This window comes from Pseudomonas sp. GW821-FHT01E05, from assembly GCF_059422425.1.
In genome coordinates, this window is sequence record NZ_JBWKWW010000007.1 from 349,541 (window position 1) to 371,243 (window position 21,703).

Sequence of the window (21,703 nt, forward strand, 5' to 3'; positions counted from 1 at the left end):
CACCATGTTCTCATTCAATCACTGGATCGAAGTGCTGGAGGCCAACGCCCTGCACTTCCCGCAGCGTGCTGCCCTGCACTTCTTGCCGGACGGCGTCGAGATCGGCGAAACCCTGACCTTTGCCCAACTGCACGAGCAGTCCCGATCCCTCGCGGCCGCCCTGCAATCGCGTTACGCAGCGGGCGATCGCGTGTTGTTGATGCTGCCCAGCAGCCTCGACTATGCACGCGCGTTTTGCGCCTGCTTATATGCCGGCCTGATTGCCGTGCCGTTGTTCCCGCCGCCGTCGCGCAAGCCCCGGCACCTCGACCGCGTGCGCAAGGTGGTGGTGGATGCCGAACCGGCACTGATCCTCGCACCGGCGGATCATTGCCAGGCATTGCTGGAACTGGTGGAAAACCAAATCGACGTGTTGACGGTCCAGAACCTGGGCATGCCGCCAGCCAGTGACTGGCAACGCCCGAATGTCGACGGTGCGACCGTTGCCTTCCTGCAATACACCTCAGGCTCCACCGGCACGCCAAAAGGCGTTGAAGTACGCCAGCGCAACCTGATCGCCAACGTCGAACTGATGCGTCAGGCTTACGGTTTCGATGAACATGGCGGCATGGTCAACTGGTTGCCGCTGTACCACGACATGGGTTTGATCGGTGGCATGCTGGCCCCGCTTTATAGCGGTATGCCCTGCTACCTGATGGCTTCGCAGACCTTCGTCAACGCGCCGTCTACCTGGCTTCAGGCGTTGAGCCGCTACCGCGCCAGCGCCAGTTTTGCCCCCAATTTCGCCTTTGCCCTGTGCAACCGGGTGGTCAGCGACAACCTGATCGCGCAGCTCGACCTAAGTGCCTGGCAACACGCAATCAACGGCGCCGAACCGATCCACCCCGGCACCCTCGAAGCCTTCGCCCAGCGCTTTGCCGCTTGCGGTCTCAATCCTCTGGCGATCAGTCCGGGTTATGGCCAGGCCGAAGCGACGTTGTGCGTCAGCGCCACGCCGGCCGACGCGCTGCCGGTGGTGTTGCGTCTGGACAAGGCCGTACTGGAAACCGGTCGTGTTGCCCTCGCGGCAACCGATGCCGCCGCCGTGGAATTCGTCGCCTGCGGTTATCCGCAGGCCTTGCACAGCATCGCCATCGCCGATCCGCAGAGCCATGAACGCTGCGCTGCCGATCGCATCGGCGAAATCTGGCTGAGCGGCCCGAGCAACGCCGAAGCCTATTGGAAAAACCCCGAAGCCAGCCGCGAAGCCTTTGAGGCGCGCATTGTCGGCGAACCCGGCAATTATCTGCGTTCCGGCGACCTGGGTTTCATGCACGAAGGTCTGGTGGTGATCTGCGGGCGTCTGAAGGATCTGCTGATTCTCAACGGGCGCAACCTGTACCCCCACGACATTGAATTCGCCATTACCGATTCCGAGCCGGGCATTCGCACCGGGCGCATTGCCGCGTTTTCGGAAATGGACCCGCTGCTGGGTCGCGAGAAATTGGTGATCGTCGCCGAGCCACAACGCAAGTTCGTCGACCCGGCGCATCACCCGGTGCTGTTTGCGTCAATGCAAAACGCCGTGCGCGAAGCCGCCGACTGCGGCATCGATCAGATTGTGCTGGTGCAAGCTGGCACCATCCCTATGACCACCAGCGGCAAGATCGCCCGTCAGGGTGCACGCAAACAACTGGCTGCGGGTACTTTGAGCATCATCGCCCAGAGCGGCGGGCAGATCGCCCCGAACAGCGAAACCATTGACCTCATTCAACTGAAGCAGTTGGTGGGCAATACGCCGCAACTCGCGCAAACCGCTTGCCGCCAATGGCTTGAACAAACCCTGCGCGAGGTCAATCCGTATCTCGCGGCAGACTTCGAACTCAGCTTGATCGGCTTGGGTCTGGATTCCATCAGCGTCGCCGACTTCGCCGCTCGCCTGCACAAGGATCTGGGCTGGAAGCTCGACACCCTAAGCCTGTTCGGCGAACAAACCCTGGCGCAATGGGCGCTGGCCTTGCAGGGTTTCCTGAGCGAGCCATCGCCGATGGCTAACGCCTCGACCGCACGTACGAACGTCAGCCAAAGTCGTCAATCATTCGCGCAAAGTCGCCTGTGGTTTTTGCGCCAACTGAATCCGGACGACACCCGGCACAATCTGGTGTTGCACCTGAGCCTGCAAGGTCCGCTGGATTTCGAAACCCTGGCGCTGCGGCTGAACACGCTGGTCAGCCGTCACAGTGTATTGCGCACGGTGTATCGCGACGGGGTCAATGGCCCGCAGCAACAGGTGCTGCCGGCCACCGCCGTGCCACTGACCTGGCACGACCTGCGTGACCAGAGCGAGCCGCAGCAACAGCAAGCACTCCAACACTGCCTGGCCAACGAACACGCCACGCCAGTCGAACTGGAAACCGGACCGCTGCTGCGCGCTCAACTGCTCAGCCGAAACGACGAGCGGCACAACCTGCTGCTGACCCTGCACCACATCGCATTCGACGGGCGCTCGACGCAAGTATTGCTGGCAGAACTGGCCGGCGTCACCGACGCCGAACTGCCGGTGCAATATCTGGATTTCGCCCACTGGGAAACCGAGCATTGGAGCGCACAACGGATTGCTGCGCAGCAAGACTTCTGGCGTGAGCATCTGGCAAACGTGCCGCAAACCCTCGATCTAGGTGGCAGCGGCCAGACCCATGGCGAGCACAGCCTGAACTTCAGCGTGCCTCAAGCGACCTGCGAACACCTTGCAACCCTGGCCCGCGAGCAAGGCATGACCCTGTTCATGCTGTTGCTGGCCAGCTATCAGCTGGTGCTCAAGCAACTGGGTGGCCAGGAGCAGTTTCTGCTGGGCACCGACGTCAGCGGCCGTCCGTTGGCGGAACACAACGACGTCATCGGGTTCTTCGTCAACCAACTGATCCTGCGCTGCGACCTGCATGGCAAACCGACCCTGGCCGGTTTCCTTGAGCGGGTTCGCGACCAGGCACGACTGGCCTACGCCCATCAGGGTCTGCCTTTCGATCTGGTGGTGTCGGCACTGGCGCCGGAGCGTCGTGCCGGTCACTCGCCGCTGTTCCAGGTCAAGCTCAACTATCAACCGTCACGGGTAACCCCGACCGATATCGCCGGTGCGCACATGACGGCGCTGGACGTGGCGCAGGCGCCGGGGGATTTCCACCTGGTGCTCGATCTGGTGCACGGTGCCGAAGGCATCGACGCGACCCTCAAGTATCGCGGCGACTGCTTCGATCAGGATCGCGCCTTGCGCCTGCAACACCTGTGGACGCGCCTGTTGGGCGAAACCCGGAACCTGTTGGACGAATCGCTGCCGGCACTGGCCGAACGCCTCGGCGCATGGGATCAGGTTTTCCAGCGCGAACGCCAACAGTCCCAAGCCCTGGCCGGTCGCAGCCAGCTGATGCAAACCAAACGTCGCTCATTGACCCTTTAACCGAGTTGGATGCCTTTATGTCTATCGTGCCCCCATCGTCTCGCGCCCTCGGCGCTGTGCGCCGCAAAGCCATGAACGTCTCGGAACAGCAACTGGTCAGCGAGCGCCTGCTCAGCCCGGACCACGCCTTGCCGCTGGTGATTGAGCCGGCGGTCGGCGGCGTCGATCTGGTCGCCTGGGCGACCCGTGAACGTGAAAGCATTGAGAAGAAACTGCTGCAATACGGCGCCCTGCTGTTTCGCGGGTTCTCGGTGTTGTCCGTGGAGCAATTCGATCAGGTGATCGCCGCCCTCTCCCCCGGTGCGCTGGAATACATGTTCCGCGCCTCGCCGCGCACCCGGGTCGGCGGCAACATTTATACCTCGACCGACTACCCGGCCGACCAGATGATTTTTCCGCACAACGAACATTCCTATTCGCCACGCTTTCCGCTGCGTTTGTTCTTTTACTGCCATATCCCGTCCGAGACCGGTGGCGAAACCCCGATCGGCTCGACCCGTGCGGTGAAGGCAAAGATCAGCCCCGACATCGAAGCGCGGTTCCGTGAAAAAGGCGTGCTGTATGTGCGCAACTATGGCGACGGTTTCGGCCTGCCGTGGCAGACCGTGTTCCAGTCCGAAGACCGCAGTGAAGTGGAAGCCTACTGCGCCAGCGTCGGCATCGAAGTGGAATGGAAAGAAAACAACCGCTTGCGTACACGCCAGCGCGGGCCGGCGGTGGTGCGTCACCCGCGTACCGGCGAAGAAGTCTGGTTCAACCACGCGACCTTCTTCCATATCAGCACCCTGCCCCCGGCGATCCGCGATTCGCTGCAAAGCAACTTCAACGACCTCGACCTGCCCACCAACACTTTTTATGGCGATGGCGAACCGATTGAACCGCAGGTGCTGGAGTCGCTGCGAGCGGCCTACCTCGACTCGCTGGTGCGCTTCAGCTGGCAACAGGGCGACGTGTTGTTCATCGACAACATGCTCGCGGTGCACGGTCGCGAACCTTTCACCGGCAAGCGCGCAATCATGACCGGCATGGCCGAAGCCCTGCTGCAGAGTGACGTCGCCGTCTGACTTTCAACGGGTACACCAGTTGCTCGCCAGAGGTTGCCTGACATCTGTTCGGCGAGCCTCAGCGCCGCTGTCGTGGCCCAGTTTCAAGCCCCATTTTTAGTCGAGTTGAACATGAGCGGACTTCAAGGTTTTCGTATTTCGCCGCAACAGGCATCTGTGTACCCGCACATCAACGGCACGACCGAACACCCGTTCAGTTGCCATTTGCAGTGGTCGTTGTCCCGTCCAGTGGACGCAATTTCGCTGAACAGCCGTCTGCTGGCACTGATGGCCGACAGTGAAATCCTGCGCACGCGCCTGACGCCGGTGCCGGGTCTGCGGCACCCGGTGCAGGTGATTCACAACACTTGTGCACTGGCCGTGACCGTACAGGATTTGCGTCGGCACAGCCCCACGGATCAGGACGCTGCACTGGCCAGCCTCGCTGCGCTGGCCCGCGACTGGGCAAACCCGCTGTCCGTGACGTTGGTGCAACTGTCGGATGAACAATCGGTACTGGACCTGGCCGCCGCCAGCAGCCACTTCGACCTCGCCAGCCTGAAACTGCTGGCTGCTGCGCTGTTGCAAGACGCTCAACCGGACCTGTCCGAAGCCCTGCAATACGCCGATTACGCTGAGTGGCGCTGGAGCCTGACGGAAGACGAGCCGGACCATCCGGGCGTGAGCTTCTGGAAACCATTAAGCGAAACCGAACAGCCGGCCTTGCAGCTGTCGCTTGAATCCACCAGCGGCAAAGTGTTTGCGCCGGCGCACCTGGAGATCGCAGTGCCCGCCGATCTCGCCCGCCATCCGTCCCTGACCTCAAACCTGATGCTGACAGCCTGGGCCGCAGTACTCGGACGACTCGCCGGCCAGCAGCAAGTCCCGATCACACTGATCCACGAAAGCCGTGGCCCGGAACTTGAAAACGCGCTGGGTTTGTTCGAGCAGTGCCTGGCGGTGCGCATCGATCTGCAGGCCCAGGCGACCCTGCTGGAGCAAAGCCAACACGTCGGCGCCATGATCGAGCGGACGGTTGGTTGGCAGGACTATTACACCCAGGACCTGACTGGCGGTTACGCCTTCGCCTGGCGTTCGGGCGATACCTGGGAGCGTTATGCCAGCGCGGTGATGAGCCCGGTAAAGGCCTGTCTGGATGTTCGTCAATTGCCCGACAGGTTGCACGCTCAGGTGGTTTACGACCGCCACACGTTAAGCAGCGAAGCGGCGGCCTGCCTCGCCGAACAATGGCTACAGCTGCTGCTGGGCGCGCTGGCCGAACCGCAGCAAGCCTGGGCTCATCTGCCACTGAACGGGCCGCTTCAAGCACAAATTATCGGTGCCCAACCGAACTTGTCATCGATCGAACCGGTGACCCTGGTCGAGCTGATTGCCCGTCAGGTTCAGCAACAGCCGAATGCCATCGCGCTCAGCGACAAGGACGGCGACCTGAGCTACGCCCGGCTCGATGCCTGCGCAACGCATCTGGCCCATCAACTGGTGGCGGCCGGCATCGGTCCGGGCGTGCCCGTCGGCATTCTGTTCGCCCGCAGCAACGCAGCCATCGTCGCCATGCTCGCGGTGTTGAAGGCCGGTGGCGCTTACGTGCCGGTTGATCCGACCTACCCGGCGGATCGCCGTGCCTACATGCTCGCCGACAGTGCCATTGCGCACATCGTGGTCAGCGCCGAATTGGCTGACAGCGTGCCCGCCAGTCTGCAACGCTTTGTGCTTGACGATCTGACAACTGTAAAAAACAGTGACCTGCCGCCACTGCCCATGCCCGGTGCGGACGACCTGGCGTATCTGATTTACACCTCTGGCTCCACCGGCGCACCGAAAGCCGTGGAAATCAGCCACGGCGCACTCAGTTTATCGACCCAAGTGCGCATGGCCGCCTATGAGGCGCCGGTGCGCGCTTACCTGCTGCTGTCATCGTTTGCCTTTGACAGCTCGGTCGCCGGGATTTTCTGGACCCTGGCCCAGGGCGGCCGTCTGGTGCTGCCAGCCACAGGCGAAGAACTGGAGATGGCCCGTCTGGCGCAGTTGATTGCCCAGCATCGGGTCAGCCACGGTCTGTCGCTGCCGTCGCTGTATCAGGCTTTGCTCGATCAATTGCAACGCGATGGCGGTGCCAACAGCCTTGAGTGCTGGATTGTCGCTGGTGAAGCCTGCCCGCCTTCATTGATCGCCCAGCACAGCAAGACCTTGCCGCAAGCCCGGTTGGTGAACGAATACGGCCCCACCGAAGCCACGGTCTGGGCCACCTATGAAGTGCTGGACCCGAGCCGCGCCTTGACCATTGGCCGTCCGATTGCAGGCATGGACCTGCGGGTGCTGAACGAACACGGCGTCACCAGCAGCATCGGTGAACCGGGCGAAATCGTCCTCGCCGGCCCGACCCTGGCGCGCGGTTACCGCAACAAACCCGAAGAAACCGCCAAGGCCTTTGTCACCCTGGCCGACGGTACCCGCGCCTACCGCACGGGCGACTTGGCCTGCTGGCTGGCGGACGGACGCCTGGCGTTCCTCGGGCGCAAGGACCATCAGGTCAAATTACGCGGCTACCGCATCGAACTCGGGGAAATCGAGCGTCAACTGTGCAGCCATAGCGATGTGCGCGAAGCCGCGGTGATCGTGCAAGAGCACGCCGCCGGCAAACGTCTGCTGGCCTACATTGTGGCGGCGCATGGCTATGCGCCGGACTCGGAAGCGATCAAGCGTTTTCTCGGTGAACGCCTGCCGTCGTACATGGTGCCGACCCGAGTGCTGACCCTGCCGACCTTCCCGCGCACGCCCAATGGCAAGCTCGACACCCGCCAGTTGCCCGACCCGGACCAGTTCGACGAAGACGCCCACGTGGCACCGCGCAATGCGATGGAAACCACCCTGCAAGCCATCGTCGCCAAGGTCTTGAAGCTGTCGACCGTGAGCGTCACCGAGAACTTTTTCGCCATCGGCGGCGACTCGATTCTCAGCCTGCAAGTGGTGGCCCAGGCCCATGAGCAAGGCATTGCGCTCTCGGCCAAGCATGTCTTCGAGCGCCAGACCATCGCGGCCATGGCCGAAGTCGCGCAGCCGCTGGCCGCTGACACCGTCGAGCCGCTTGCCGATAGCGCCGAGTTCAGCGCTTCGGGCCTGTCCGATGACGAAATGCAGGCGCTGATGGCCGAGCTGAGCGAGGCCGACCTGTGACCGGTTTCCCTCGCCGCCGTGCCATCACCGTCGCCCCTTTTTTTGCAGGACGCTTTCAATGACCACCGAAAAAAACACTGCCAATCCGATAGAAGACATCTACCCGCTGTCGCCGTTGCAGCAGGGGATGCTGTTCCATTCCCTGCTGCATGAAGACTCCGGCGTTTACCTGATGCAGGATCGCTACCGCATCGGCGGTGCCATTGATGAAGTGGCATTCCTTGAATCCTGGCGCCAGGTGGTGGCGCTGCACCCGTCGCTGCGCGCCAGTTTCCAGTGGAAAACCCAAAAACAACCGGTGCAGGTGATCCATCGCGAGGTCAAGGTGCCGCTGGACACCCTCGACCTGCGCGGACTCGCCCCGCACGAACAGGAAGCGCGGATCCGCACGTTGCTTGCGGACGAACAGAAAGTCGGTTTCAACCTGTCGAAGCCGCCGCTGATCCGCTTCCGCCTGGTGCGACTGGCCGATGAGTCCTACGAATTCATTCGCAGCTTCCACCACATCCTGATGGATGCCTGGTGCATTTCCCTGGTGACCGTGGACTTCCTCAAAGTCTACGAGGCGCTGTGCAATGAGCGCGCGCCTGAACTCAAGAGCCCGCGCCCGTTCCGTGATTACATCCAATGGCTGCAACGTCAGGATGCAGGCAAGGCCGAGCAGTTCTGGCGTGGCCAGTTGCAGGGCCTGAATGCGCCCACACCGCTGACCGTGGACAACGGCGTGACCCGCGACCGTTACACCGACGCGGTGCTGGTGGACGATCAGCTGATTCACCTGACCGAGCAGGAAACCCAGGCATTGGCAGCGTTCTGCCGTAGCCACCGGATCACCCCGAACACCTTCTTCCAAGGTGTCTGGTCGCTGTTGCTGTCACGCTATAGCGGCCAACGCGACGTGCTGTTCGGCGTCACCGTCGCCGGTCGTCCGGCGGAGCTGACCGGCGTGGCAGAGATGATCGGCCTGTTCATCAACACCCTGCCGCTGCGGGTGTCGGTGGACCCCGACGCGTCGCTCGGCAGTTGGCTGAACGCGCTGCAAGGGCTGAACGTCGACATGCGCGACTTTGAGCACACACCCCTGACCGACATTCAGGGCTGGAGCGATTTCCCCCGGGGTGAAACCCTGTTCGACAGCATCCTGGTATTCGAAAACGCCCCGATCGACGAGCAGATTCTGGAAGGCGGTTTCCAGTTCAGCCTCGAAGGTATGGACCACAGCGTGCACACCCACTATGGATTGACCGTAGTGATCCTGCCCGGCGAGCAGTTGGGCATTCGTGTGTCTTACGATCGCGAGCGTTTCGAGGCGTCGACCGTGCAGCGCTTGCTTGGTCACATCGCCAGCCTGGTGCGCAGCATGCTCGCCGCACCGGATGCGCCGCTGGGCAGTTTCGAACTGCTGGCCGCTGATGAGCGTCAGCAACTGTTGAGCGACTGGGCCGTCAATCCCCACGACTTCCCGCTGGATCATAGTTACGCCGAACTGTTTGCCGCCCAGGTCGCCCAACGCGGCGGGCAGATTGCTGCGATCTGCGACGGTGAATCCCTGACCTACGCCGAGCTGGATCAGCGCGCCACGCGCCTGGCGCATGCCTTGCGCGAGGCCGGTGCCGTTGAAGATCAACTGGTCGCGCTGGTGGCCCCGCGTGGTCTGGCGCTGTTGACCATGATGATTGCCGTGTTCAAGACCGGCGCAGCTATGTTGCCCCTTGAAGTCAATCACCCGCCCGAGCGCCTGCGGGAAATCCTCAGCCTGTCCCGCGCACCGTTGCTGGTGGCCAGCGAAGAGTGCAGCGCTCTGGTCGACCAGTTGCTCAGCGGTCTCGATCAGGCACCAGACGCCCTGCTCGCCGAAGCCTGCTGGAAGTCCGCCAACGATGCGCCGCTGCCGTTGCTCGGCGGCCCGGACAGCCTGGCCTACGTGCTGTTCACCTCGGGCTCGACCGGTACGCCCAAAGGCGTGATGATCGAACAACGCGGCATGCTCAATAACATCTTCGGCAAAGTGCCGGCCCTGGGGCTGAACGCCGAAGACCGGATTCCACAGACCGCTTCGGTGGCCTTCGACATTTCCGTGTGGCAGTTCCTCGCCGCGCCAGTACTGGGCGCCACGCTGCACATCCTGCCGGACGACGTGGCGCACGACCCACAACGCCTTCTGCAAGTCATCGCCAGCGACCGCCTCAGCGTGCTGGAAATTGTCCCGAGCCTGATGCGCACGCTGCTTGCGCTGTGCCCGTGTGACCTGCAACTGCCCGATCTGCGCTGGGTGCTGCCCACCGGTGAAGCGCTGCCGCCGACCGTGGCCCGGGACTGGTTTGCGCGTTTCCCCGACATCGCGTTGATGAACGCCTACGGTCCGGCCGAATGTGCCGACGACGTGGCCTTCCAGCCGATTTTCGAAGCGCCGGACGCTAATGTCAGCCATATGCCCATCGGCCAGCCGACCGCCAACAACCGCTTGTACGTGCTGGACGAAGCGCTGCGGCCGGTGCCGATTGGCGTTGCCGGGGAAATCTGTGTCGGTGGCGTCGGCGTCGGCCGCGGCTACCTGCACGATCCGCAACGCACCGCTGACGCATTCATCGACCACCCGCAGCTTGAAGGTCGCGTGTACCGCACCGGTGACCTCGGGCGCTGGCGTGCCGATGGGGTGATCGAATACCTCGGCCGCCGCGACCAGCAAGTGAAACTGCGCGGTCACCGGATCGAACTCACCGAAATCGAACACCGTCTGGCCCAGCACCCGAACGTGCGCGAAGCCGCCGTGCTGCTGCGCGAAAACAGCGTTGGCGAAGCCTGGCTGGTGGCCTACTGGTCGGCCCATGACGATACTTTGGGCAACGACGGGCTAACCGAACACCTACGCGCCCAACTGCCGCCGTACATGGTGCCGGCCGCGTTCGTGTGCCTGGAGCGTTTGCCGCTGAACAACAACGGCAAGGTCGACCGCAAGGCCCTGGCCGCCCAGGAACTGAACTGGCAGGCCGATACCCAGGAAAGCATTGCGCCACGCAACGAGCTGGAAGCTGCCGTGGCGAAGATCTGGGCTGAGGTTCTGGGTCGCGACACCGTAGGCGTGGAAGACAACTTCTTCACCCTCGGCGGCCACTCGCTGCTGGCCACTCAGATCGTCGCGCGCCTGCGCACCCATTTCAAACTCGACCTGCCGTTGCGGGTGCTGTTCGAACAACCGACCGTGGCGCTGCTGGCTGTCGCCATCGCCGTGCGCCAGGCTGACGCTGCAGCGCCGCAAGCCGCCGCGATCAGTGCGCCTAAAGCCCAGGTGCGCCCGGCGCTACTGCCGCTGTCGTTCTCGCAACAACGCCTGTGGTTCATCGAGCAACTGACGCCCGGCACGACGCTGTTCAACATCCCGTTTGCCCTGCATCTCAAAGGTGAACTCAACGTCGAAGCGCTGCACGCCAGCCTGAATGATTTGCTGGTGCGTCATGAAATCCTGCGCACCGGCATCCGCAGCACTGATGGCGTGCCCAGCCAGCACATCAGCGAATCGTTGAACATTGCATTGCCGTTCGATGACTTGTCGGGCCTGGGCGCCACTGCTCGCGAAGGTGCGCAGTTCAATGCCCTGCAAGAAACCTTTGAGCAGCCGTTCGACCTGACCTCGCCGCCGTTGCTGCGTGCACGACTGCTACGTGTTGCACCGGGTGAACATGTGCTGGGCATCGCCCTGCATCACCTGGTCTCGGACGCGTGGTCGGCGACCATCGCCCTGCGCGAACTGGCGCTCGGTTATGAAGCCCGTTGCAACGGTGCGCCCGCCGAACTCCCGGCCCTGGCGGTGCAATACGCCGATTTTGCCCTGTGGCAGCGCGAACACCTGCAAGGCGCCGAACTCAAGCGCCAACTTGATTACTGGACCACCACGCTGGATCGTCGCAACAGCGAAGGCAGTCCGCTGCTGGCCTTGCCCACCGACTATCCGCGGCCTTCGGTGCAAACCTACCGCGCCGGCATTGTGCAGCGTGAACTCAGTGCCGACCTCAGTGGCCGGGTGCAAGCCTTTGCCAGTCGCCTGGGCACCACACCGTTCACCGTGTTGTTCACCGGGTTCACCGTGCTGATGCACCGCTTGAGTGGCGACGCCACCGTGTTGATCGGCACCCCGGTCACCCACCGTGAACAACCGGGCACCGAAGGTTTGCTCGGCATTTTGCTGAACAACCTGGCCATCCGTGCCGACTTTGAGCCGCAAGCGGATTTCACCACGCTGGTCGGCCAGGTGGCCCAGCGTCTGCGCGAGGGTTTGCAGCATCAGGATCTGCCGTTCGAGCAACTGGTGGACAGCCTGCAACTGCCGCGCAGCCTCAGTCATGCGCCGCTGTATCAAGTGATGGTCGCCCAGCAGCTGGCCATGGAATCGCGGTTGCGCTTCCCGGGGCTGGAATTCGAAGCCCTCGACACCCCGCTCAAACAGTCCGAATGCGATCTGGACCTGCACGTGCTGTGCCCGGCCAATACGCCGATTCAGCTGGAGCTGATGTTCGCCCTGGATCTGTTCGCCGCCGACAGCGCCCGCCAAACCCTCGCCCGCCTGGAACACTTGCTTGAGCAAATGCTCGCCGAGCCGCAACGCCCGGTGGCCGCCCTGCCGCTGTTGATGGCAGCGGAATGGCAGCGCACCGTGGTCGAGTGGAACCGTACCGAGATGGAGGTGCCGCAACACCTGACCTTCGCCCAACTGTTTGAGCAGCAGGCCGAGCGCACCCCGGAGCGTGACGCGCTGTGCTTCGAAGGCCGCAGCCTGAGCTACGGCGAACTGAACCGTCGGGCCAATCAGGTCGCGCATTACCTACGCAGTCAAGGCGTGGTCGCCAATCGCCCGGTGGCACTGTGTGTCGAGCGCTCGCTGGAGTTGTTGATCGGTTTGCTGGGCATTCTCAAAGCGGGTGGCGCCTACGTGCCGCTGGACCCGACCTACCCGGTGGATCGTCTGGCGTACATGCTCGAAGACGCGCAACCTGCGTTGTTCCTCGGCCAGCAGGGCTTACTGGAGCAGCTGGGTGCCGAACTGCCGCGCTTGCGCCTGGACAGCGACGCGGCACTGTTCGCCGATCAGCCGGACAACAACCTCACGCCACTGGCCGGTCCCGATGACCTGGCCTACATCATGTACACCTCCGGCTCGACCGGTAAGCCCAAGGGCACATTGGTCACCAACGGTTCGGTGGTCAACCTGGCCTGGGCGCGCATCCATGGCCTGTATCGGCGCTACACCGATCAACCGATGCGCAGCAGTTTCAACTATTCGTTTGCCTTCGACAGTTCGGTGGCCGAGCTCATCTTGCTGCTCGACGGCCATAGCCTGTACCTGACCCCGGAAGACGTGCGCTACGACCCCGAGGCACTGGCGCAGTTTTTCCGCGAAACCCGTCTGGACGCTTTCGAATGCACCCCGGCGCAGCTCAAGGTCTTGCTCGAAAGCGACGGCGTGCGCCGGGGCGAGGTTTACCTGCCGCGCTTCGTGCTGTTCGGTGGCGACGCGGTGGATGCGCAGCTCTGGCAGCGCCTGCCATCGATTGCCGGCAGCCGCTTCTTCAACACTTACGGCCCCACCGAATGCACCGTTGATGCGACCGGGTGCGCCGTCGATGACTACCCGCAGCGTCCGATCATCGGGCGGCCGATTGCCAACGTGCGCACCTACGTGCTCGATGCCTCTCTCAATCCGATGCCGGTCGGCGTTCCGGGTGAACTGCACATCGGTGGTGCCGGCGTGACCCTGGGCTACCTCAACCGCGCCGACCAGACCGCGAAGGTGTTCATCGAAGACCCGTTCTCGCCGCTGGCGGGTGCGCGGATGTACAAGTCCGGCGACCTGGTGCGCTGGCTGCCCGACGGTCAGCTCGAATACCTGGGGCGCATGGACCATCAGGTGAAAATCCGTGGTTTCCGTGTCGAGCTGGGTGAAATCGAAGCCTTGATCGGCGCCCAACCGGGTGTCCGTCAGGCGGTGGTGCTGGCCCGAGAAGACCTGCCCGGCGACAAGCGTCTGGTGGCTTACGTCACCTGCGACCAGCAGGCCGACATCAACGCCTGGCGCAAAACCATCGGCGCCGCCCTGCCCGACTACATGGTGCCGTCAGCGTTCGTGCTGCTCGATGAATTGCCGCTGACCGACAACGGCAAACTCAACCGCAAGGCCCTGCCAGCGCCGGACATCCAGGCTGAACCGGATGCGCAGGACCCGCCGCGCACCGTCGCCGAACAGCAACTCGCCGCCCTGTGGTCCGAGCTGCTGAACGTGCCGCTGACCCAGATTGGTCGCGACAGTCATTTCTTCTACCTCGGCGGTCATTCGCTGCTGGCGGCGGTGCTGTTTGCCCGTCTGCGCCAACAGTTCGCCACGGTTCCGTCACTACGTGCAGTGTTCGAACACCCAACCCTCGACGCGCTGGCCGACCTGTTGGGTGAGCCGCTGCATGCGCCAGCGGCGACCTTCATCCCGGTGGCACGTCCCGCCCGTTTGCCGTTGTCGTTCGAACAGCAACGCTTGTGGTTCCTCGAGCAATTGAGCGCCGGCGGTGGCGAATACAACGTGGTCAGCGCCGTGCAGTTCGACGGTGAGCTGAACACCCAAGCCTTGCAGTCGGCCCTGAACAGCGTGGTTCAACGCCACGAAATCCTGCGCAGCCGGATCGTGCGCGATACCGCTGGCGAGTTGGCGCTGATCATCGAAACCGACGCCCACCTCACCTTGCGCGTGGCAGCGCTGGACGCGGCCACCGACGATACCTGGCAACAGCTGACCTTTGATGCCATCCATGCCGAAACCGGACACCGTTTCGACCTTGCCACCCAAGTGCCGATCCGCGCCACGCTGATACAGCGCAGCGGTCGCGCCCAGGCGTTGCTGTTGCTGACCGTGCACCACTGCGCCACCGACGATGCATCCAGCCAGAACCTGCTGGATGAACTCGCGCAGTTCTACGCCGCTCAATGCCTAGGCACCGTCGCCGCACTGCCGAATCTGGCGCTGCAATACCCGGATTACGCGCTCTGGCAGCGAGAATCAGGGCAGCAGGCATTGTTCCGTGGTCAACTCGAGTACTGGCGCACGCAACTGGAAGACGGCAATTACCTGTTGGACCTGCCCACCGAACAGGGGCGGCCAAACCAGCTGGACCCGGTTGCCGGCGCGGTACAACTGCAGTTGCCGCCAGAACTGGTGGGACGCTTGCGGCAGTTCGCCCAACAACGCGGCGCCACCCTGTACATGTTGATGCTCAGTGCAGCGCAACTGCTGTTGGGGCGCTACGCCAACCAGCGCGACGTACGGATCGGCAGTCCGGTCGGCCAGCGTCCGCTGGCCGAACTGCAGCCGCTGATCGGTTGCTTCGTCAACACCCTGGTGATGCGCGCCGACCTCGACCCGGCGCTGGATTTCGAAGGTTTGCTGAGCCAGGTACGCAACCGCGTGCTGGATGCCCAGCAGCATCAGGACGTGCCGTTCGATCAGGTGGTTGAGCACCTGGCGCCAGAACGCAGCCTCGGCCAGACGCCGCTGTTCCAGGTATTGTTCGTGATGCAGAACGCCGACACTTCGGCCAGCCACTGGCCGCAATTGCAGGTGCGCGAACGCGCGGTGACCGCTCAGGCCACCAAGTACGACTTGAACTGGGAAGTGCATGACGGCGAGGTGTTGTCGGTATTGCTCGAATATCGCGCCGCGCTGTTCAGCGAAACCACGGCCCGAGGTTGGCTGGCGCAATGGCAACAATTGCTCGAAACCATGCTCGATGCACCACAGACTCGCCTCGGCGACTGGTCACCGTTGACGGTGTCGGAGCGTCAACGGCAACTGTTCGAGTGGAACGCTACCGAACATCATTACAGCGGCCCGAGCAACCTGCACACCGCCCTGACCCAACAAGCGGCGCTGAGCCCCAACGCTCCGGCACTGGTGTTCGAAGGCCAGCGCCTGAGTTACGCCGAGCTCGATCAGCGCGCGCAAACCGTCGCCCGGGCCTTGCGCGCTGCCGGTATTGGCTGCGGCGCCATCGTCCCGGTGTGCATGCAGCGCTCGGTGGAAATGGTCGTGGCCCTGCTCGGCATCGTGCATGCCGGTGCGGCGTGGTTGCCGCTGGATCCGGAACTGCCGGCTGCGCGTCTGGCGTTCCTGATTGCCGACGCTGACGCCCAGGTCAGCTTGACTCAACCGCAGTGGCTGGCGCGTTTGCCGGCCGGGCACAACGCCTGGACGCTGGATGCCTTGCCAAAGGCTGAAGTCGGCGAGCCGATTAGCGTCAGCGCCAACGACCTGGCCTACGTGCTCTACACCTCCGGTTCCACCGGCCAACCGAAAGGCGTGATGAACGAACACGGCGCCTTGATGAACCGTCTGCACTGGATGCAGGACGCCTTCCCGATTGGCCCGAACGACCGTGTACTGCAGAAGACCCCGTACAGTTTCGACGTGTCGGTATGGGAGTTCTTCTGGCCGCTGATCACTGGCGCCACCTTGGTGGTGGCTCGTCCAGACGGTCATCGCGATCCGGCGTACCTCAGCCAATTGATCCAGCAAGAGCAGGTCACCACCCTGCACTTCGTACCGTCGATGCTGCGCGCCTTTGTCGAAGAGCCGAGCCTGACCGACTGCCGCAGCCTGCGTCAGGTGTTTGCCAGCGGCGAAGCGCTGCCGGTGGATCTGGTGCGGCGTTTCATGAGCCAACACCCGGCCGCGCTGGTCAACCTGTATGGCCCGACCGAAGCGGCGATCGACGTCTCGGTATGGCGTTGCTCGGTGGACGACCTGGTCGTGCCGATCGGCCAACCGATCGCCAACCTGCGGTTGTACATTCTCGACGAGGCGATGCAGCCACTGCCGATCGGCAGCATCGGCGAGCTGTACATCGGCGGGGTCGGCGTCGCTCGGGGTTACCTGAAACGGCCGGACCTGACCGAGGAACGCTTCCTCGCCAGCCCGTTCATCGACGGTGATCGCCTGTACCGCACCGGCGACCGTTGCCGCTTCCTCGCCGATGGCAACATCGAATACCTGGGGCGTCTCGACCATCAGGTGAAACTGCGTGGCCAACGAATCGAACTGGGGGAAATCGACGCTGAATTGCTGGCACAGACCGGCGTTCGCGATGCCGCCACGCTGTTGCTTGATCAGCGTCTGGTGAGCTTCTGGTGTGGTGACGCCGAAGAAGCTGCACTGCGCGCGGCATTGAGCGACAGCCTGCCTTCGCACATGCTCCCAAGCCTTTTGGTGCAACTCGACAGCCTGCCACTCAACAGCAACGGCAAGCTCGACCGCAAAGCGCTGGCCGCCATGGCATTGCCTGAAACGAAAAGTGACCAGCCACGCACAGCACCGCGCAACGCCACTGAAACGGTGCTCTGCGAGTTGTTCAGCGAACTGCTGGAATGCCCGTCGGTGGGAATCGATGATCACTTCTTCCACCTCGGTGGCCACTCCTTGCTGGCCACCCGGCTGGTCGCCCGGGTCCGTGAACGCCTCGGCGCCACCCTGCCGCTGGCGCTGGTATTTGCCCAACCAACGGTGGCGGCGCTTGCCGGTCATCTGCGCGCGGCGATGCCGGGCGAACTGATCACCGCACAGCCGCGTCCGGCACAACTGCCACTCGGTCTGGCTCAGCAACGGTTCTGGATGCTCAGCCGCCTGGTGCCGGATTCCCGCGAGTACCACATGCCGTTCGCCCTGACCTTGCGTGGCGAGCTTCAGGTTCAGGCCTTGCGTGAGGCGTTCGAGCAGGTCAGCGAGCGCCACCTGGTGCTACGTAGCCGCATTGTCGAAGTCCAGGGCGAGCCGCAGTTGTTGATCGACGATCACGGCCCGGCGCTCGCGGTCACTTCGGTCGCCACACAAGACTGGGCGGCGGCGTGCGCCGTTGCTCAGAACGAGCTGATGGCACCGTTCAACCTGGCTGCCGCCGCACCTTGGCGCGCGCAACTGTTGCAACGTCAAGGCAGCGACGAAAGCCTGTTGCTGGTGTGCCTGCACCATAGCGCTACCGACGGTTGGGCCATGCAATTGCTGATCGACGAACTGGCCCAGGCCTACAGCGCCGGCCTGAACGGGCAGTCGCCCGTCTGGGCGGCGCTGGACGTCGACTATGTCGATTTCGCCCTGTGGCAGCAGCACCCGGACACCCAGGCTCGGCGCAACGACAGCCTGGATTACTGGAAAAACCACCTCGGCCAGGACGACTACCAACTCGACCTGCCGCTTGACCATCCACGCGGTGTCGAAGCGGAACGTCGCGCCCAACAACTGACTGTCAGCCTCGGCGCCCAGCGAGCCGAGGCGATCCGCCAGTTCGCCCGTCAACGCGGCACCACCACCTATGTCGTGCTGGCCACTGCCCTGACTGCCCTGCTCGCCCGCTACAGCGGTCAGCGTGATATTCGCCTTGGCACCCCGGCCGATCAACGTGATCAGCCACAAACCCAGGCGCTGCTGGCGTGCCTGGTAAACACCTTGGTGATTCGCGGTGAAGTCGACCAACAGGCCCCGGCCGAGCAGTTGCTCGCCAGCGTTGAAGCAGACCTGCGCGCAGCTCAGGCCCATGCCGACCTGCCGTTCGCCACCTTGGTCGGCGCCGTGGCCCAACGCCGCGACCTTAACCGCACGCCGCTGTTCCAGGTGATGTTCTCCCTCAACCACGGCCGCATGGACAGCAGCCAATGGCCGGGGCTGAACATCGAAGAGCAGACGCTGCCGGTGATCGATGCCAAGTTCGAACAGAGCTGGGAAGTCCAGGACGACGGCAGCGACATGAGCCTCGCGCTGGAATACCAGGCGGCGCTGTATGACGAGTCGACGATGCAGCGCTGGAGCGCGCAATGGTGTGCCCTGCTGGACGCCCTGGTGGCGACGCCGGAGCTGGCGCTGGTTGAACTGTTCCCGCAACAACAGGATCAACAGCAACTGGATCGCTGGAACGCTACCGAACGTCATTACAGCGGCCCGAGCAACCTGCACACCGCCCTGACCCAACAAGCGGCGCTGAGCCCCAACGCTCCGGCACTGGTGTTCGAAGGCCAGCGCCTGAGTTATGCCGAGCTCGATCAGCGCGCGCAAACCGTTGCCCGGACCTTGCGTGCTGCCGGTATTGGCAGCGGCGCCATCGTCCCGGTGTGCATGCAGCGCTCGGTGGAGATGGTCGTGGCCCTGCTCGGCATCGTGCATGCCGGTGCGGCGTGGTTGCCGCTGGATCCGGAACTGCCGGCTGCGCGTCTGGCGTTCCTGATTGCCGACGCTGACGCCCAGGTCAGCTTGACTCAACCGCAGTGGCTGGCGCGTTTGCCGGCCGGACACCAGGCCTGGACGCTGGATGCCCTGCCACCAGCGCCTGCCGGAGAACCGATCAGCGTCAGCGCCAACGACCTGGCCTACGTGCTTTACACCTCCGGTTCCACCGGCCAACCGAAAGGCGTGATGAACGAACACGGCGCCTTGATGAACCGTCTGCACTGGATGCAGGACGCCTTCCCGATTGGCCCGAACGACCGTGTACTGCAGAAGACCCCGTACAGTTTCGACGTGTCGGTATGGGAATTCTTCTGGCCGTTGATTACTGGCGCCACCTTGGTGGTGGCTCGTCCGGACGGTCATCGCGATCCGGCGTACCTCAGCCAATTGATCCAGCAGGAACAGGTCACCACCCTGCACTTCGTACCGTCGATGCTGCGCGCCTTTGTCGAAGAGCCGAGCCTGACCGACTGCCGCAGCCTGCGTCAGGTGTTTGCCAGCGGCGAAGCGCTGCCGGTGGATCTGGTGCGGCGTTTCATGAGCCAACACCCGGCCGCGCTGGTCAACCTGTATGGCCCGACCGAAGCGGCGATCGACGTCTCGGTATGGCGTTGCTCGGTGGACGACCTGGTCGTGCCGATCGGCCAACCGATCGCCAACCTGCGGTTGTACATTCTCGACGAGGCGATGCAGCCACTGCCGATCGGCAGCATCGGCGAGCTGTACATCGGCGGGGTCGGCGTCGCTCGGGGTTACCTGAAGCGGCCGGACCTGACCGAGGAACGCTTCCTCGCCAGCCCGTTCATCGACGGTGATCGCCTGTACCGCACCGGCGACCGTTGCCGCTTCCTCGCCGATGGCAACATCGAATACCTGGGGCGTCTCGACCATCAGGTGAAACTGCGTGGCCAACGAATCGAACTGGGGGAAATCGATGCAGCGCTGCTGAACCAACCTGCAATCACCGGCGCCTGCACCCTGGTGATCGACAACCGCTTGGTGGCGTTCTACAGCAGCAGCGCTGCGCAGTCGGCGCTGGGCGCCCTACTCAGCGCCGAGCTGCCGGCGTACATGGTGCCAGCGGTATGGGTCGAAGTACCGGCCCTACCTCTGACAGCCAACGGCAAGATCGACCGCAAGGCCTTGGCCGCCCTGCCATTGCCACAGACTCAGGAAGATTACGCCGCACCGCGCAATGAACTGGAAACCCTGCTCTGCCAGTTGTTCGGCGAACTGCTCGGCGAAGCCTTGACCGGTGGTCGCGAGGTCGGTACCTCGGACAGTTTCTTCGCCCTGGGCGGTGATTCGATTCTCGGTTTGAAGCTGATCTCGCGGCTGCGTGAGCAAGGCTACTCGCTCACGCCAAAAGACCTGTTCCGCTCGCCGACCCCGGCGGCATTGGCTCAGGTGGCCAGCCCGCTGCTGACCCTGGCCGAACAAGGCGACGTGACCGGTGCGATGCCGCTGATGCCGTTGCATCAGTGGTTCTTCGACCAACAACAGCCGCAGGCCGCGCACTGGAACCAATCGGTGCTGGCCGACAGCGACCGGCGTCTACAGCCAGACCTCGTGCAGGCGACCCTTGACCGTCTGGTCGCCCACCACGATGCATTGCGCTTGCGTTTCACTGAGATTGAAGGGCAATGGCAGGCGCAGATCGCGCCGGTTGAGCCTGCACAATTGACGTGCTGCGAACACCTGGAGCAACTGCAACAGGTCGCGCAAAGCCTGGACCTGCAACACGGCCCACTGTTCGCGGCGGCCTTGCTGGAGGGCGAACCGCAACGCCTGTATCTGGTCGCGCATCACCTGGTCGTCGACGCGGTGTCGTGGACGCCGTTGCTGGAAGATTTCCAGCAGCTGTATCAAGGGCTGGAACGTGGCGAGAAGCCGAGTCTGCCGGCGAAAACCACGTCCTACCGGCAATGGGCCGAGCACCTGCACGCCCATGCGGCCACGGTCGGTACCGAACAGCGCTACTGGAACGCCCAGACCACCGCGAACATCCCGCCGGTGGCCACAGTCGCCGAGAGGCAGACGTTGTCGGCTCGCTGGGATGCCACCCGCACCCACCAATGGCTGACCGAGTCCCAGGCCGCATACCGCACGCAACCGGAAGAACTGCTGATTGCCGCCCTCGCCGCCACCCTGGCGGAAGCCGAAAGCCGCGCCGACATTGTGGTGGATCTGGAGCGCCATGGCCGCGATGTGCCGTTCGAAGGCCTGGATGTCAGCCGCACCGTCGGTTGGTTCACCACCCTGTTCCCGTTGCGCGTGAACGCAAGCGGGCCCCCCGGTGATCGGGTGCGCAACGCCAAGGAAGCCTTGCGCGCCGTGCCGGGTCAGGGCCTTGGCCATGGGCTGCTGCGTCAACGCGGCGAGTTGCCGCCGGGCCGTGGCGATGTGCTGTTCAACTACCTGGGGCATGAGCAAACGCCGCAGGGTTGGTTGCGCGCCAGCACCCTGACCCCGCCGCCGGAAGTGGCGTTGGCCAACCGGGTGACCCATGGCCGTGAAGTGGTGGCCTGGCTGGAAGACGGCGTACTGCGTGTCGAATGGCACAGCGTCACCCCGGCCGCTGACAGCCGCTTGCCTGGCCGTCTGCTGGAACACCTGCGAGCACTGGTTGGGCATTGCCTCGACCCGCAGGCCGGGACGTTGATGCCGTCGGACTTCCCGCTGGCCAAAGGCATGAACCAGGCGACCCTCGACACCCTGCTCAAACGCCTGGGGCCGAAGAAGTGAGCCCCGTCATTGCCCTGAATTTGACTTCGGAGTGCGCCG

The 21,703-nt window shown here is 63.6% G+C and carries 4 protein-coding genes; all 4 read left to right on the plus strand.

Going from position 1 to position 21,703, the window contains the following annotated elements:
- Positions 1 to 4 precede the first annotated feature (4 nt).
- The 4 genes from AC07W5_RS18135 (at position 5) to AC07W5_RS18150 (ending at position 21,664) form a co-directional block, all read left to right on the plus strand.
- Positions 5 to 3,433 (plus strand): condensation domain-containing protein, encoded by a 3,429-nt coding sequence (locus tag AC07W5_RS18135; RefSeq protein WP_495023999.1) that lies wholly within the window; start codon positions 5 to 7, stop codon positions 3,431 to 3,433.
- Between the two features lie 17 nt (positions 3,434 to 3,450).
- On the plus strand, positions 3,451 to 4,497 hold the full coding sequence (locus AC07W5_RS18140) for a TauD/TfdA family dioxygenase (RefSeq protein ID WP_495024000.1): 1,047 nt from the start codon (positions 3,451 to 3,453) through the stop codon (positions 4,495 to 4,497).
- A gap of 111 nt (positions 4,498 to 4,608) precedes the next feature.
- On the plus strand, positions 4,609 to 7,671 hold the full coding sequence (locus AC07W5_RS18145) for a non-ribosomal peptide synthetase (protein ID WP_495024001.1): 3,063 nt from the start codon (positions 4,609 to 4,611) through the stop codon (positions 7,669 to 7,671).
- A gap of 58 nt (positions 7,672 to 7,729) precedes the next feature.
- Complete coding sequence (locus AC07W5_RS18150) at positions 7,730 to 21,664, plus strand: non-ribosomal peptide synthase/polyketide synthase (RefSeq protein WP_495024002.1); 13,935 nt, start codon at positions 7,730 to 7,732, stop codon at positions 21,662 to 21,664.
- Positions 21,665 to 21,703 lie beyond the last annotated feature (39 nt).